This window comes from Palaeococcus sp. (in: euryarchaeotes), from assembly GCF_053987695.1.
The window spans coordinates 1-14,579 of sequence record NZ_JBMXHE010000017.1; the positions used below are offsets into that span (position 1 = coordinate 1).

At 46.3% G+C, this 14,579-nt stretch carries 13 protein-coding genes and 1 pseudogene; 6 read left to right on the forward strand and 8 right to left on the reverse strand.

What is annotated here, in order from left to right; all coding sequences use genetic code 11:
• On the forward strand, positions 1–117 hold a 117-nt coding region (locus ACXJGZ_RS01615; RefSeq protein WP_456398088.1), incomplete at its 5' end, for a DUF5748 family protein.
• 7 nt (positions 118–124) lie between these two features.
• Here the strand turns inward: ACXJGZ_RS01615 and ACXJGZ_RS01620 are convergent.
• On the reverse strand, positions 125–1,267 hold the full coding sequence (locus ACXJGZ_RS01620) for a tripartite tricarboxylate transporter permease (RefSeq protein WP_456398074.1): 1,143 nt from the start codon (positions 1,265–1,267) through the stop codon (positions 125–127).
• Complete coding sequence (locus ACXJGZ_RS01625) at positions 1,225–2,439, reverse strand: hypothetical protein (protein WP_456398076.1); 1,215 nt, start codon at positions 2,437–2,439, stop codon at positions 1,225–1,227. Before ACXJGZ_RS01625 ends, ACXJGZ_RS01620 begins: the two co-directional genes overlap by 43 nt.
• A gap of 169 nt (positions 2,440–2,608) precedes the next feature.
• Between ACXJGZ_RS01625 and ACXJGZ_RS01630 the strand changes: the two genes are divergently transcribed.
• Positions 2,609–3,055: a metal-dependent transcriptional regulator gene (locus ACXJGZ_RS01630; RefSeq protein ID WP_456321951.1), complete on the forward strand. Its 447-nt coding sequence runs from the start codon at positions 2,609–2,611 to the stop codon at positions 3,053–3,055.
• Between the two features lie 61 nt (positions 3,056–3,116).
• Here ACXJGZ_RS01630 and ACXJGZ_RS01635 read toward each other — a convergent pair whose 3' ends face one another.
• The 5 genes from ACXJGZ_RS01635 to ACXJGZ_RS01655 form a co-directional block, all read right to left on the reverse strand.
• Positions 3,117–4,487: an NCS2 family permease gene (locus tag ACXJGZ_RS01635; RefSeq protein ID WP_456398079.1), complete on the reverse strand. Its 1,371-nt coding sequence runs from the start codon at positions 4,485–4,487 to the stop codon at positions 3,117–3,119.
• An 83-nt stretch (positions 4,488–4,570) separates the two neighbouring features.
• Entirely contained in the window at positions 4,571–5,572 is a 1,002-nt protein-coding gene (locus ACXJGZ_RS01640; protein ID WP_456321938.1) for an ABC transporter ATP-binding protein, read from the reverse strand.
• Positions 5,566–7,191, reverse strand: a complete 1,626-nt coding sequence (locus tag ACXJGZ_RS01645) for an ABC transporter permease (RefSeq protein WP_456398090.1) — start codon at positions 7,189–7,191, stop codon at positions 5,566–5,568. Before ACXJGZ_RS01645 ends, ACXJGZ_RS01640 begins: the two co-directional genes overlap by 7 nt.
• Before the next feature lie 29 nt (positions 7,192–7,220).
• Positions 7,221–9,047 (reverse strand): glycogen debranching N-terminal domain-containing protein, encoded by a 1,827-nt coding sequence (locus tag ACXJGZ_RS01650; RefSeq protein ID WP_456398081.1) that lies wholly within the window; start codon positions 9,045–9,047, stop codon positions 7,221–7,223.
• Between the two features lie 3 nt (positions 9,048–9,050).
• The gene (locus tag ACXJGZ_RS01655) at positions 9,051–10,523 is read right to left on the reverse strand and encodes a fucose isomerase (RefSeq protein ID WP_456398083.1); all 1,473 of its coding nucleotides are present in this window, start codon (positions 10,521–10,523) and stop codon (positions 9,051–9,053) included.
• A gap of 72 nt (positions 10,524–10,595) precedes the next feature.
• On the opposite strand from ACXJGZ_RS01655, the gene ACXJGZ_RS01660 reads away from it, so the two are divergent.
• Positions 10,596–11,534 carry a carbohydrate kinase family protein gene (locus ACXJGZ_RS01660; protein WP_456321941.1) on the forward strand — a complete coding sequence of 313 codons (939 nt, stop codon included), beginning with the start codon at positions 10,596–10,598 and terminating at the stop codon, positions 11,532–11,534.
• Here the strand turns inward: ACXJGZ_RS01660 and ACXJGZ_RS01665 are convergent.
• Positions 11,513–11,650: pseudogene (locus ACXJGZ_RS01665) on the reverse strand (glycosyltransferase); the annotation flags it as partial. The gene ACXJGZ_RS01660 and the pseudogene ACXJGZ_RS01665 sit on opposite strands and share 22 nt — an antisense overlap.
• A gap of 139 nt (positions 11,651–11,789) precedes the next feature.
• Here ACXJGZ_RS01665 and ACXJGZ_RS01670 point away from each other — a divergent pair.
• The 3 genes from ACXJGZ_RS01670 to ACXJGZ_RS01680 all read left to right on the forward strand — a co-directional run.
• Positions 11,790–12,821, forward strand: coding sequence for a Gfo/Idh/MocA family protein (locus tag ACXJGZ_RS01670; protein ID WP_293254910.1), 1,032 nt, complete (start codon positions 11,790–11,792; stop codon positions 12,819–12,821).
• Positions 12,818–13,825 carry a Gfo/Idh/MocA family protein gene (locus ACXJGZ_RS01675; protein ID WP_456321442.1) on the forward strand — a complete coding sequence of 336 codons (1,008 nt, stop codon included), beginning with the start codon at positions 12,818–12,820 and terminating at the stop codon, positions 13,823–13,825. Before ACXJGZ_RS01670 ends, ACXJGZ_RS01675 begins: the two co-directional genes overlap by 4 nt.
• 108 nt (positions 13,826–13,933) lie before the next feature.
• Positions 13,934–14,579: extracellular solute-binding protein (locus tag ACXJGZ_RS01680; RefSeq protein ID WP_456398086.1), on the forward strand; the 646-nt coding region annotated here is incomplete at its 3' end.

Sequence of the window (14,579 nt, forward strand, 5' to 3'; positions counted from 1 at the left end):
TACAAATCCCTCAAGAATGTTAAAATAAAGAAGGTTTATTTTGAGACTCTCGACGGCAGACGCATTGTTACGGATTATGTCGAGTTCAGGAAGATTGCAGATGGATATAAGCCTTGATCTTCCTTTATTTTATCAATATTCTAAGCATCAAAACTCCCATACAGTTCGTTCTTTTGACCCCAAGTTCTATAGCGGTGTATCCTACGGATGCTGCGGCAATAAGGGTTAATATTCCAAAGATGCCATCGAAATAGAAGGAGAGCATGAACACAGCTGATAATATAGAGATGTTCAACTTTCTGTAATCCACTCCCGTTAGTGCTTTCCCTATCCCTCTCCCCAGGGATAATCCATAGAGATTTATCAAAGCTGCAGCACAGAAGCTCCCGAATATGAGTATTAAAAACTCCCTTTGACTTAAAATTGGGTAAGATTCCCTGATGAGTGCTAGAATTCCATTCCTCGTTCTCCCGGTCAGATAAAAGTTGCTCATTGAGAAGAAGTAGTTTGCGGTGTTGACGGAGAAGGCTATGGTCAGGAAAGAGCGCTCATCCTTTGAGAGAAAGCTCCCCATGAGTGCCGCCTGCGATGATGTGAACGTAGGGAGAAGAGAAGCCAGGGCGCCCAGAAGAGTTCCGAGAAACGAGAACTTCAAAATTCTCCATCTTGATATCTCGATTTCACCCTCACCAACTTCGAATTTCCGGTTCTCCATTCCAACTATCAGAGCGGGAACTCCAAAAAGCCCCACAAATATATGAAAATAGGGCTCCTTCAGAGGCAGGGCATCGACCATCAAGCCCAGTGCCCCGGATAGCATGAAAATTAAAAGAGCATGGATTTTTTTGATGCCCCTCTCAGTAAGGATGAGAAAGAGCGATAGGATCAGCACGAAGAGCTTTCCAAACTCCGGCTTGTAGAGAGGGGCCAGCTTTAGATAGAGGGGCAGCAGTGGGAGAGCAAAGATTAACGCCAGAGTGCTCGCTGTTATGGCTATGTTTATTACCTCCAGCCCTTTTCCTTGGTGCACGAGGCGGTGGGCAGGAAGCACCGATAGAGAGGTCTCCTCTTCGGGGATGCCAAGGAATGTGGATGGGATGGCATCCAAAAATGTGTGCGTTAGTCCCATTATGTATATCAAAAACACGAAATTAAAGTCTGCTTTGCTGATGTCATGCAACAGGGTTGCCAGCGTATTCACATGGAGTGCGGGGGTTATCCCGCTTAATGTCCCTCCGAGGATCCCCAGGAAGAATTCTTCAAGCATATGTCATCCCTCGAGGCTATCTCGAAGGCGGGCATCCCTCTGTACCTTGTGAATTTTCCAAAGGCACTTATGCTTTGATTTTGCTCCAGACTCAGATTTAGACTTTTTCTGAGCTTTAAAAGAACCCAGCATTTTCCATCTGTTATGTTGGCAAGTCCAAATCCGTTTTTGTAGACCTTAACCCACGAAACTTTGCCCTCTATTTTAACTATGCCTTTCTTGGGAGTACATATGGAATTTTCCAGAGCTTCCCTTCTCCGGATTATGGTGCATTTGAGGCAGTATAGGGAACTTTTCCTCCTGAGAGCTTCGAATTTCAAAATATCCCCTATTTTTCCCTTCCCATTGTAGAGCTTCAAATGCGTGCAGTTAAGCCGTAGATAAGTGGAAGCACTGATGATCTGACAATTTCCAAAGGCAATATCCCCAACGCTCTCCCTCCCTATGGGCTTCTTCTCCGCCATTCTCACTATTTTAATATCTTCGGGAGAGTTCACGTAGAGGGTGAGTGTTGAGTGGAGCCTTGCTATTCCGAGCACTTGAAGCCGTGCTCCCAACGGTGCCGAGATTCCGTAGGGAGGATAGACTTTAATCTCTTCCCTCCCGTTCCAGAGCGTGAGGAATGTTCTGTTGTAGAGGACCACACCCTCGACGAATAGGGGATAACCATCCCTTGGCTCCTCCAATCTCCCCTTTGGCTCAAAACCCACGATGTAAAATGTGTCTCCGTAGAATATGCCCTTCATTTCGACAAGATAGCCCTTTTGGACTTCAATGCATCTGTTGAGGCGAATTCTCTCTCCATCTTTGAATATGTAGCATTTTGATCCTTCCTCCCAGTAAGCCCCATTTAGGGTTTCCATGGAGAAGCCGGGTGAGCTCCTTGTTATGTTGAGGGGATGCACAAAATTCTCCTCTCCATCCAGCAGCTTGCCCCTTATGGTGTATATCTCCCCTTCCTCCAGGGCTCTGGGGATTTTCAATATGATGCTGCCATTTGAGAGCACGCTGAATTCTCCCCTGGAATAGACACATAGCCCGTTAAACTCTATTATGTCGCCCTTGGTGGCATTCTTAACTTCTCTAGGCTCCACGTTCTCTCCAATAATCTTCAGTGAAACTAAGAGCATTAGGGACAGCAGTACTAACACCACTTTTCTTCTGCTAACCATGATTCAAAGTAACCAATTTATGTTTAAAAGTTTTTCTCATGAGCACCGCTGTAATAATACAGCGGTTCCAATACTCTAGCTCCAAAATCACTATCAAACTCAACCAGGAGCCGCGCGGAGCACCAAAAAGTACTTAAATTATTTAGGTTAATCTAATATGGTGAGGTTGGTGGAAATAACGAAGAGAGAGGAGGAGTACCTAGAAGCCATGTACATGCTGTACAAGAATAAGGGCGTAATAAGAGTTAAGGATATTGCAAAAATGCTGAAGGTAAGACCCCCAAGCGTTGTTGATGCTCTAAAGAAACTTCATGAGAAGGGTTTAGTGCACTACGAAAAATATGATAGAATTCTCCTAACCGACGAAGGCAGAGCGGTTGCTGAGAATACCTACTCAAAGCACGTACTTTTGATGCAGTTTTTCACGGAAATTCTGGGAATCCCTCCCGAAATTGCGGAAGAGGATGCATGCCAATTTGAGCACTATGTTCATGAGATAACTGCAAACAGAATCAAAGAGTTTGCCAAGTATGTCCAGGAAGAGTGCCCCTATGTGATAAAACAGTTCATAAAAGAGAAACAGGAGGAAGTGGAATCTAGAAAAAGTGCCCCATGATAAAACAGTTCATAAACACTGCAAAGGTTCATAAAAAGAGCAGAAAAAGGAGAAATTGGAATTAAAAAACTCCTCCAAGGTAGAGGAAGTATAGAACGAAGATTCCAGCCAGGATATAAAGCAGAGGATGCACTTCCTTTCCTCTTCCGCTCAATGCTTTTATTATCGCGTAGCTTATGAATCCCATCCCTATTCCATCGGCTATTGAGTATGTGTAGGGTATTGTTATCAAAACGAGAAATGCGGGGATGGCTTCGGTGTGATCTGCAAAATCAACCTCCCTGATTGCGCTGAGCATGTAGTAACCAACTATCACCAATGCCGGTGCGGTTGCAAAGGCGGGTATTGCTCCTGCCAAAGGCGCGATAAAGAGACCTATTGCTAGGAAGAGGAAGCCCGTGACGAGAGGGGTCATGCCCGTTCTTCCTCCCTCTTCAATTCCAGCAGCGCTCTCGATATACGTGGTAACCGTTGACGTTCCCAAGACCGCACCAAACGTTGTTCCAATGGCATCTGTAAGGAGAACCTTTTCCGCATCGGGCACTTTTCCATCCTTTGTCAAAAAGCCCGCCTTTGCACTCAAGCCCGTGACCGTTCCCAACGTATCAAAGAAATCCACCATGAAGAATGCAAAAACGACACCAAATGCTCCCACATTAAGCAATCCCCTCAAATCCATCTTCATGAATGTGTAGCTTATGTTTGGTGTCGAAAAGAGCTGGCTTGGCCATGGTGCTGCCCCGGTAATCCATCCAAGTGCACTGGTTGCAAGGATTGAGATTAAAAGGGCACCTTTAATGCGGCGGGCAATTAGAGCTGCTGCTAAGAGTAACCCAAAGAAAAAGAGAAGTATCTGCTTTGTTGCTAGAGCAGGGGCGTTGAGAGCCGTAAACTGGAGAACCCCATCCTTCACTACAGCACTCAGAAGCCCCACATCATTGAGGCCTATGAGTGTGAGGAAGAGTCCAATTCCAGCCCCAACGGCATATTTCTGACTTAAGGGGATTGCATGAATTATAGCGCTCCTCACTTTTGTGATGCTAAGTATTATGAAAAGTATCCCCTCAACAAAAACGGCTGCAAGGGCAACACGCCAATCGTAACCCATCCCTAAAACAACGCTGTAGGCGAAGTAAGCGTTTAAACCCATTCCGGGAGCTAAAGCGAAGGGTTTTTTTGCATAGAGCCCCATTAATATCGTGCTCATTCCGGCAGCCAATGCGGTGACAGCCACAAGTGAGTTGAAAGCCTCCTTTCCAATGGCATCGCTCAAAATTGCAGGATTAACAAAGAGTACATACGCCATGGTCATGAAGGTTGTTATACCTGCTAAAATCTCGGTTCTCATGTCCGTTTTGTATTTGTCGAACTCGAAATACCTCTCAAACCAGTTTCCACCACTCTTCACTTCCACATCCTTTAGAGCATCCATGAGAGCACCTCCTGTGAAATTGCTACAAAAATGATAAAATGGGCGGACTTTTTAAAACTTTTTTGACATTTTTATGTTAAAATTCACAGAAGGGAATAGGAGACTATCCGAATCCCCACTCTCTTTGGAATTCTGCTGGCGTCAAAGGGGAGCTCGCTCAGAAAACGTTCTGCAGTGATTATATTTCCATCAACTTCTATTTTTAGTCTTATCCTCCCAGGCAGGAGTTCGTAGTCCAGAACTTCTCCTTCCTCCCCCTCTTCAATGAAAACACTCTCCGGACGGAAGAAAATCCTCACGCTGCCCGTGATCCCAACGTTGAAAACCATGCTCCCAAATTCGGCTCTTCCGTTCTTCGCTTTCAGCTCGAGTATGTTTGAAAGTCCCAAAAACTTTGCAACAAACTCGCTTTTCGGCTTGTAGTAGAGCTCCAATGGTTTCCCCACCTGCTCCACGGTGCCCACGTTCATCACGGCTATCCTATCGCTTATCGCCATAGCCTCCTCCTGATCATGAGTAACGTAAATTGTGGTAATTCCGAGCTCCCTCTGAATCCTCCTTATTTCCCCCCTAAGCCGCTCCCTTATTTTTGCGTCGAGGTTTGAGAGGGGCTCATCGAGGAGAAGAACCCTTGGTTCTATAACCAGAGCTCTTGCCAGCGCCACGCGCTGCTGCTGGCCACCGCTCAGCTGTTCGGGATATCTCTTTTCAAAACCTTCTAATCCAACGATCTCAAGGGCATGTTTAACCTTTCTTTCCACCTCCGCTCTCGGAATCCTTCTCATTCTGAGACCGAAGGCTATATTTTCGAAGACATTCATATGAGGGAAAAGGGCATAATCCTGAAAAACTATCCCAATGTTCCGTTCATAGGGTGGAACATCATTGATGAGCTGATCCCCAAAATAGACTTCCCCGGAGTCCGGTTTTTCAAAACCTGCGATGATTCTAAGCGTCGTCGTCTTCCCGCATCCGCTCGGTCCCAAGAGCGTTAGAAATTCTCCATGTTTTGCTTCCAAATGGGGAATATCAAGCTGAAAGTCCTCCCACTCCAATTTTATCCCTTTGAGCTCAACCCTCACCATATCTCCTCACCAACCCTTTCTATAACCAAAAAGGCAACCATGCTCACCAGCATAAGAAGAACGGACATTGCCGCGGCGGGTCCAAACTGTCTGGAGCCCAAAAAGCGGTAAACGGCTATCGTCATGGTGGTGTACTCAGGTCTGTAAAGCATGTATGTGGCTCCGAGCTCAGCAATGCTCATTGCAAAGGCGAATATCGCCCCCACAATTATTCCACCGAATATGAGGGGGAGCTCCACTTTAAGGAAAGCCTTCCATTCATTCGCTCCCAAACTTAGAGCCGCCTCCCTTAAATTTGGTTTCAGCTTCCTGAGAACCGTTGATATTGCCCTTAAAACAAAGGGGTATGCTATTATCGTGTGGGCAAATACTATCAAATATGGGCTTCCTAAGAGTTCCAAGGGCTCCTTATGGAAGGCTCTTATATATCCCAAGCCCAAGGTGATCGCCGAGGACCCTAAGGGGAGCATTACAAGAGCGTCAAAGATGTGTTTGCCTTTAAAGTTCCAGCGGTTCAATGTGTAAGCAACGCTTAACGCCAGAAGGCTTGAGAGAAAGATCGTTGAGAAACCGAAGATTAGGGAATTTCTTATTGCGGTCAGGCTGTTTGCTCCAAAGATTGGGTTGTATTGCGGACTAAAGACCCTTCTATACCATTCAAGGGTGAAGCTTCCTCCATAGGTAAAGGAGTAATATACAACAGCCAGTAGGGGTGCTACAATGAAGATCAGCACGATCAGGGAGTAAATTCCTATTAAAATGCCCTTAATGCTAAGTAAGTCCCTCGCTTCAAGGGGCTGGGGAGTTCTAAAAATTTTCTGCTCTTCAGCCTTTGCATACGTATCGAGGCTTTTGATGTAGAAATACATGAAGGTGAAGCTCAATGTTATCTGGATTATCGCTAGAGCGGAGCCCAGTTTGAAGTTTAAAAGTGTCATTATGCTCGTGAAGATGTCCACTTCGAGAGTGGCGTATTGGTAACCTCCCAATATTAATGGAATCGAAAAGCTGAGAAAACAGAATATGAATGTAAGCATTGAGGATGCAAAAATGGCAGGAAGGAGCATGGGGAGGGTGACCCTGCGGAATAGTGTGAAACCCTTCGCCCCCAAACTCAACGCTGCTTCCTCGTAGTGGGGGTTTATCCTCTGCCACAGGGATGATACCATTCGAACCACAACGGGAAAGTTGTAGAATGCATGGGCTAAAATTATTGCCTTCCACGAGTAGAGAATCCCCAAATCCCTTCCAAAAATCCGGGCAAAGAATCCCGACTTTCCAAAGAGCAGGAGAAAGCCGAGGGCAACCATTATGCTCGGCATGACAAAAGGAACTGTTAGCAGGGCTTTTAAAAATCTCTTGCCCGGAAAATCATGCTTCGTAAATATGTATGCTCCGGGAAGCCCCAGAGCGAGTGTTAGGAGTGTAGAAACCGCGGATTGCCAGAAGGTGAAATATATCACTCCCCTATGGTAGTCGTTTAACAGAACCTCATGGATATATCTCAGGGTGAGCCCATTGTCCCAGAGCCCCTCATAGAGTATACTAACCAGAGGAAAGTAGAAGAAGACTGCCAGGAAAGAGAGGGGGAGCAAGGGAAATAGCTTTGTCCATCTCATTGCCATCTCCATTAGTCGGTTTTGAGGTTTTATAAGTGTGTTGGAATCCTCTTGATTGTGATTCTCCTGCCTCCTATCTCAATGCTCCGGCTCCCCTTTTCAAAGCCGAACATTGCCGTGAGGAAGGCAAAAACACTTGCGGCGCTCCACGCTTGAGGGACATTGGCTCTCGGACAGGGCAGTGGTGCATCGCTATCAACCCCGCTGTAGAGTTCCGGTAACTGATTATTTGGAAGGAGGCGTGCCGCACTTAAAACCAAGAAGCCAAGTTTTGAAGCCTTCTCCTTCTCTCCTACCCTTGCCAGCCCGAGGGCTATAATCGCGTTATCATGGGGCCAGACGCTCCCCGCATGATAGCTGAAGGGATTGTATGCCTTTTCCCTCGAACTCAGAGTCCTGATGCCCCATCTTGAAAGCATGTCCTCCCTAAAGAGCCTCTCCACAATTTCCTTCTCGTGTTCAGCTATTCCAGTTAGAAGCAGATGGCCCGGATTTGATGATATAACTCTGGAAGGTTTTCCCTCCCCGTTCAGGGCAAGAGCGTAGAATTTTTCCTCTTCCATCCAGAAATCCCTGTTAAAGCGCTTTTTGAGCTTTGATGCCTCCCTTTTAAGCATCTTTGAGTCGTAATCGCTAAGCTCGAGCTCCGCCATATCCATGAGTGCTCTGTATGCATAACCCTGAACCTCCACGAGTGCTATGGGATATGATGTGGGAAGCCCTTCCTCTGTGGGAACCCCTCCTTTTGAGTCCTTCCACCCCTGGTTTTTCAGCGAGCCTTCTCCGTAGCGGATGTATCCATCATCGAGCTTCTTTAAAACCCATTCAATGGCCAGATCTATGTGCTTCCTTATCTCCTCAACGCCCCTGTAATCCCTTGTCCATCTCAGATATTCAGCGGCAAGCATTAAATAGAGGGGAGTTGCATCTATAGTTCCATAATATGGAGCGAAGGGCATCAGCTTCGCCTGTGAGAGTTCTCCAAATCTGAATTCGTGGGGAATCTTCCCCCTTTCCTCACCGCTTTTTGGGTTATCCTTCTCCCCCTGAATTTTTCCAAGAACTTTCAGTGTTCCTATTGCATATTCGGGAAAGTAGGGAAGCAGAAAGAGAGAGGTTATTATGCTATCCCGGCCAAAGATGCAGCCGAAGTAGGGAAGACCTGCAAATGGTACCACCCCATAGTTTGTCCTGGCGCTGAGGGAAGATATATCCTCAACTGCAACATCAAAAACCCTGTTCAACCACCTTAAATTTGTTAGAATGGGATTCCGGATTTTCACCGGATGATTTTCGAGGGAAAATTTGAATCTCTCCATTGAGACGGAGGGCTTAAATATTATATAAAATTCGGCTTTTTCGAGAGGGGCAAGATTGACTCTTTCCTTCAAATTCCTCTCCACCTTCAGCTTCCTTTTCACCCCATCCAGCCCCTCATAGATATATTCCTCTCCCTCCTTCCTTATATTCCTCGCTATCCTCTTTCCTCCGAATCCTCTGACTTCGAATATGTCCTCCGCGGGAACTTTAAAGGAGTAGGAAAGCCCAAAGGAGACGGGACTTTGGGATGTATTGTGAAAGTACAGCAACTCCCTGTAACTCCAGTCTTCAAGGATTTCCCTCCTCCTTATAAAAACGACCTCAACTCCATCTTTTTCCAGAGAAAAGTGGGAACGGAAGCTCCTGAAGCTCTCCTTGACATCTCCGAGGGGAACCACTTTGACATCCGGGAAATTGAGCTCCACATCCTTCAGGAATCTCGTATCAAAAACGTAAAAGCCGTCGAATCTCCCTTTCATGTTTCCGTCTTCCCTTGAAACCACGAATGCACCGTTGTAGGAGAGTATCATCTCCATCCCTCAAATTTCATTTAAAAATTCCCTGACTTCTATCTCATCCCCCAGATTTACAGCTTTAACTCCCCAAAGTTTTGCGATGAACTTTATTTCCTCCCTGAAGTCTCCGGGCACCATGGAGAGATGGTTTGCCCCCATCACACTTAGGAATGTGTTTTTGTTTAGTGGGTTCTTCACAGCTGTGTGCGGCCACTGCTTCCCCCATTTTAATTTTCCCTCAATTTCGTCGCTTATCTCAACTCCTTCTCCCAGGAAGTAGAGGAGGTAATACCTGCCGTCTATCCTTATGAGCCTTGCAACCGTGAACTGTGATGGGGGCGTTCTGTATGTGAGGGCTCCTCCACTCTTTCCCTGACACTGTCCCTGAATTAGGGTGGCTCTTAAGTTTTCTTCCGGGTTTTCGCTCAGTCTTGCATAGTAGAGAGAGGATGCACCGCAGTTTGCCACTAAAATGAGCTCGTCATCCACGTATTTTATGTCCCCGAATAGAGGAGGTTTGCCGCTCAGATAGAAGAGCATCACGGAGCTTATGGTTCCCTTAACGTCGCCCTCACACGTCGCAGGAATAACCTCTTTATCCCCAAAGGCATCCATCCCAAAGGGGAAGAATGCGGGTATTAAACATGCCGTGGTTCCATAGACCTCGCTCAGCTCCGGCTGGCACTTTATTGAAACTCCTGCCACCTCATCTCCATATTCCTCGTAAATCTCCTTCGCCGCGAGATATAGGGCTATCTGCCTCTTAAGGACTTCCCGGGTCAGCATGGAGCTGTCGAACTTGATTTTGCTCTTCTCCTTCAACCACTCAAAAAATCTCTCAACGCGCTCATCGTTCAGCATTCTATCCGCCCTTTTAACTATCAAATACTGTCCCAAAATCAGAAAATCTCCAACAAAGCGCTTTAATCTCGGCAGATCATCCATGAGGTGCTCCATCCCGAGGGTGTAGGGTGCGCCCCAGAGGAGGAGGGATTTCCTTGAGAGCTTCGATACGGCTTCAGCAGCCCTTCCCCATGCCTTGACCTTCTCCACATCACCTTTAATCCTCGTGTGATGAACCGCATGGTAGTTAAGGGCGCTTTCCCATAGGGATGCTCCCACGGATGTTATGCATGTTGAACCAGCCCATGAAATATCATCATCCGCATACAGGAGAAGCGGCTTATTAACTTCCTTAGCCAGGAGCGTTACAAGATTGCTCTCCGTCCAGTGCCAGAGACCGAGAATAACACCACTCACATCCTTTGAGTTTATGAGCTTTGATGCCTCAAAGACCTCCTCTTTACTCTCAATCCCGAAGTTACTCCCCTTCTGAAGGCATTCCCTTTTATTAAGCGCTCCATTGACATCCAGGACATCAAAGCCCTCTTTTTCAAGGGAGTTAATTAATTCCTCATGTTTCCTGAGGAGTGCCCTTTCCCTCTCCAGAGACAGGGAAGTTTTCCTCGGATCCGTGAATGTCACAACAGCCAGCATGCTATCACCGGGGAAGGGTATCCAAAAAAGTATATAACCTTTATCACTGAACCACTCTTAACGGTGGTAGCCATGATATTTGCGATAGGTGAGGTGCTGATTGATTTTATAGCCCGTGATGAAGGTGCACTAAAGGACGTTAAGAGCTTTGAGAAGCATCCCGGCGGTGCTCCCGCCAATGTCCTCGTTGGACTGTCCCGTCTGGGTGTGGAGAGTGCACTAATAAGCAAAGTTGGAAGGGATCCCTTTGGAGCCTTCCTCCTTGAGAGGCTTGAAGAGGAAGGGGTGAACACATCTTACGTTGCACTCGATGGGGAAAGGCACACCGGAGTGGTCTTCGTTCAGCTCATAGGAGCCAAGCCCGAGTTCATACTCTACGATGGAGTTGCCTACTTCAACCTGAAGGCTGAGGATGTAAAGCCCTTCAGTGCAGAGCTCCTCCACTTTGGAAGCGTCCTCTTCGCAAGGGAACCGAGCCGCTCGACCCTCTTCGAGATACTGGAAAGGGAAAAGATTACGAAAAGCTATGATGTTAACATAAGGCTCGACCTGTGGCGCGGGCGGGAAGATGATATGCTCGCAGATATTGAGAGGGCATTGAAGCTGGCGGATATAATCAAAATAGGAGATGGAGAGCTTGAATTCCTCAAAGAGAATGGAATTGATATTGAAGGCTTTGATTTCAAGCTTCTCGCGGTCACACGGGGAGGCGAGGGGAGCGAGCTCATCCATGGAGGAATTGAGGTTAAGGTGCCGGCGTATAGAGTCGAGCCCGTGGATACCACAGGGGCCGGAGACGCATATATGGCAGCACTTCTGGCTTCACTCCACCACATGGACAAAATTAAAAATCTTGAGCTCAGTGAGGGTGAGCTTTACAGAATAGGCCGCTTTGCAAACCTAATAGCCGCGCTCTCGACCATGAAGCGGGGAGCATGGAGCGTTCCGAAATTGGAGGAGGTAGTGTTGATGAGGGAGGTGAGGGAGCTTTACCAGCGCTCCAGAAGGTAGTCCTTCTCCTCCAAGAACACCTTCGCCCTCTCCCTTATAAGCTCTTCCGCTTCCAGAGTGCTCATTCCCCCTGTTTTTTCCATGAAATCCGCCGTCTTAGCAAAATAAAGCGAGACTCAATTTTCCTGACACTCCTCCACTTCTCCTCATACTTCCTCATAAGCATGAACAGCGTGCCACATACAACCATCTAAAGTGGTTTATAATAGATAAAACTTATATACCTTTCCCCCACCCTTATACTGGGGGATACCCATGGCAAACGGTAAGCTTAAAGTAGGGGTTATTGGATGTGGAAACATATTCAACCTGGCCCACAAGCCTGCCTTGGAGAAGATTCAAAGCATTAAAGTAGCAGCTTGCATGGACGTGGATGAAGAGAGGGCAGTAAAAGGCGCAAAGTATTTCAATGCAAAAGCTTTCGTGGATTTGAATGAGTTCCTCGACTTGGATCTTGACGTTGTTGAAATTCTAACTCCCACTTACACCCACGCAGAACTCGCTTTGGCAGCACTAAAAAAGGGAAAACATGTCATTATAGAAAAACCCATAGCATTAACATCAGAAGAAGCTGAAAAGATGATTAAGGTCGCAGAAAAGGAAGGTTTAAAGCTCTTCGTTGGGCATGTTAGGAGGTTCGATAAGAGATGGGTTCAGATTAAGGATGTAATAAAGAACAGAAACATTCTGCCAATGCAGATAAAGAAGAATGAAGTTCAAGGACTTCCCTTCCCCTCGGACTACTGGTACTGGGATGAGAGCAAGAGCGGTGGAGTTGCCCTTGACCTTGGAGTTCACGTTACAGACTTTTTGAGGTGGTTATTTGAAAGTGAGCCCGTGGAAGTCTTTGGAAGTGGAAAAATGATTAAAGAGCAAGCTCGGGAAAGAAACACCTATGACCACTTTGTAATGATGATAAAGTTTGAGGGAGGAAAGCTTGGAATAGCGGAAGTGAGCTGGGCTTATCCCTATCCAGCGCGCTACGGCGTTTTCTACCACCACCTCGATATCATAGGAAAGAACGGAAGAATAAGATACACCCCAATGGACACCCCAGTGGTTGGTGTTGCGAAGAGCCAGTTTGAGATGCCCCGCTTTTCACCGCTTCTCTCAACGTTCCCCGATGCCTTTGAAAGGGAGTTAAGACACTTCTTTGAGTGCATAAGGGAGGATAAGGAGCCCACAGTAAGTGCGAAGGATGCATTGATTGCTCTTAAAATCGCTGAGAAGGCAAAGGAGTCTGCTAAACTTGGCAAGTCCGTCGAGTTTGGAGGTGGGGAAGAATGAAGAAGCTCAACTTTGGAATTATCAGCTATGCCCATCCCCATGCGTTGAGGTACGGTCAAACGATAGCCGAAAACAGGAAAGCAAGGCTCTATGCAATTTCGGGGGATGGGGCAAACTCGGGTGTTGCAAAAGGAGAAGCCAAAAAGCATAAAGCCAAGTTTTATAAAGATTATGAGTCCCTTCTGAGGGATGAGAATGTGGATGCAGTCTATGTTGCAATTGAGACTTATAGACACAAGGAGATTGCTATCAGGGCGGCGGAGGAAGGAAAACACATATTACTGGAAAAGCCAATAGCGTTAACACTTGAGGATGCCGATGAAATAATAAAAACTGCAGAAAAAAACGATGTAAAGCTCATGGTTCCATTTAACCCGCGCTTTACGAGTCCTTTAATAAAGGCGAAGAGCATGATAGATGCTGGGGAGATAGGCAATCTGGAATACATTAATGCGATTTCGGAATATGTAAAACCACCCATATATCTGCAGGGGCTTGATATGAGCTGGTTCTTTGATGTGAAGAAAAGCGGTGGCGGGGGTTTTATGGACACAGCTCCCCACGGCATAGACTCGCTCCTGTGGCTCACGGGTAGCATGCCCAAGAGGATCTTTGCGGACATAGGATCCAAGATATATGGATTCCCCGTGGATGACGTCGGAACGGCATTTTTAGAGTTTGAAAATGGTGTTATGGCAATCCTAAGTGCGGGATGGGGGAATCCAAAGGGTTATCCCTATGGACTCGAAATTAAATACTACCTTGTGGGGAAGGAGGGCTTCCTCGACGTTAGAACAGCATATCCGGACTTTGCAGTTTACCAAGATAAGACGGAAAGGATATACTGGGAAAGACCTGATGTGCAGGGGATAGTTAACACATTCATAGAGTCAATTCTCAAGGACAAAGAGCCTCCAATAACCGGTAAAGACGCAAAGAATAACTTAATTATCGTTTTATCTGCCTATGAATCTTCAAGGACTGGAAAAGTTGTTAAACTCTAATATTTTATCTTATTTTTTATGTGATACAACTACAAAAGGTAGTTCATAATCATAAAACTTATATATCCCCTCGTCGAATATGGCTTTGAAGTATGGAGGTGTAGCTTCATGAACAAAAAGATGCTGGGTTTGTTTTTGGTGGGTGTTTTGACGGCCGCAATATTTGCCAGCGGTTGTATAGGTGGAGGGCAAACATCAACAACACCATCGAGTACACCATCGAGCACACCATCAAGTACCGCCTCTCCGAGTGAAGTTGGTGGCAAAGTTGTTTGGGCATCAACCCAATTAATGCCTCCGGCAGAGAGGGCATTCCTTCTTAACACGGTTCTGCCAGGATTTAAAGAGAAAACGGGTATTGATGCTGAGCTTATCCCAATAAGTCAGTCTGATCTAAACATGAGGCTTGCAGCAGAAGAAAAAAGTGGTAAGGTTACTATCAGTGTAATTGGAGATCTCCATGGGGCAATGGATTATTATGACTCTCAAGGCTGGCTTATGGATCTTAGCGACATGCCGAAGCTCGAAGGACGAACTTTCATACCAATATTCCAAGAGTACTCCGTAATAAGGGGCAAAAAAGTATATGTTCCATGGATGAGTGCCACATATGTCATGGTAATTAACAAAGAGGCCTTCAAGTACCTCCCAGAAGGTCTCACAGAAGAAGATGTCATGAAGGGAACGGATAAATGGACATATGATGCATTCTTAGCTTGGTCAAAGAACATTTATGAACAAACTGGCAAAAAGC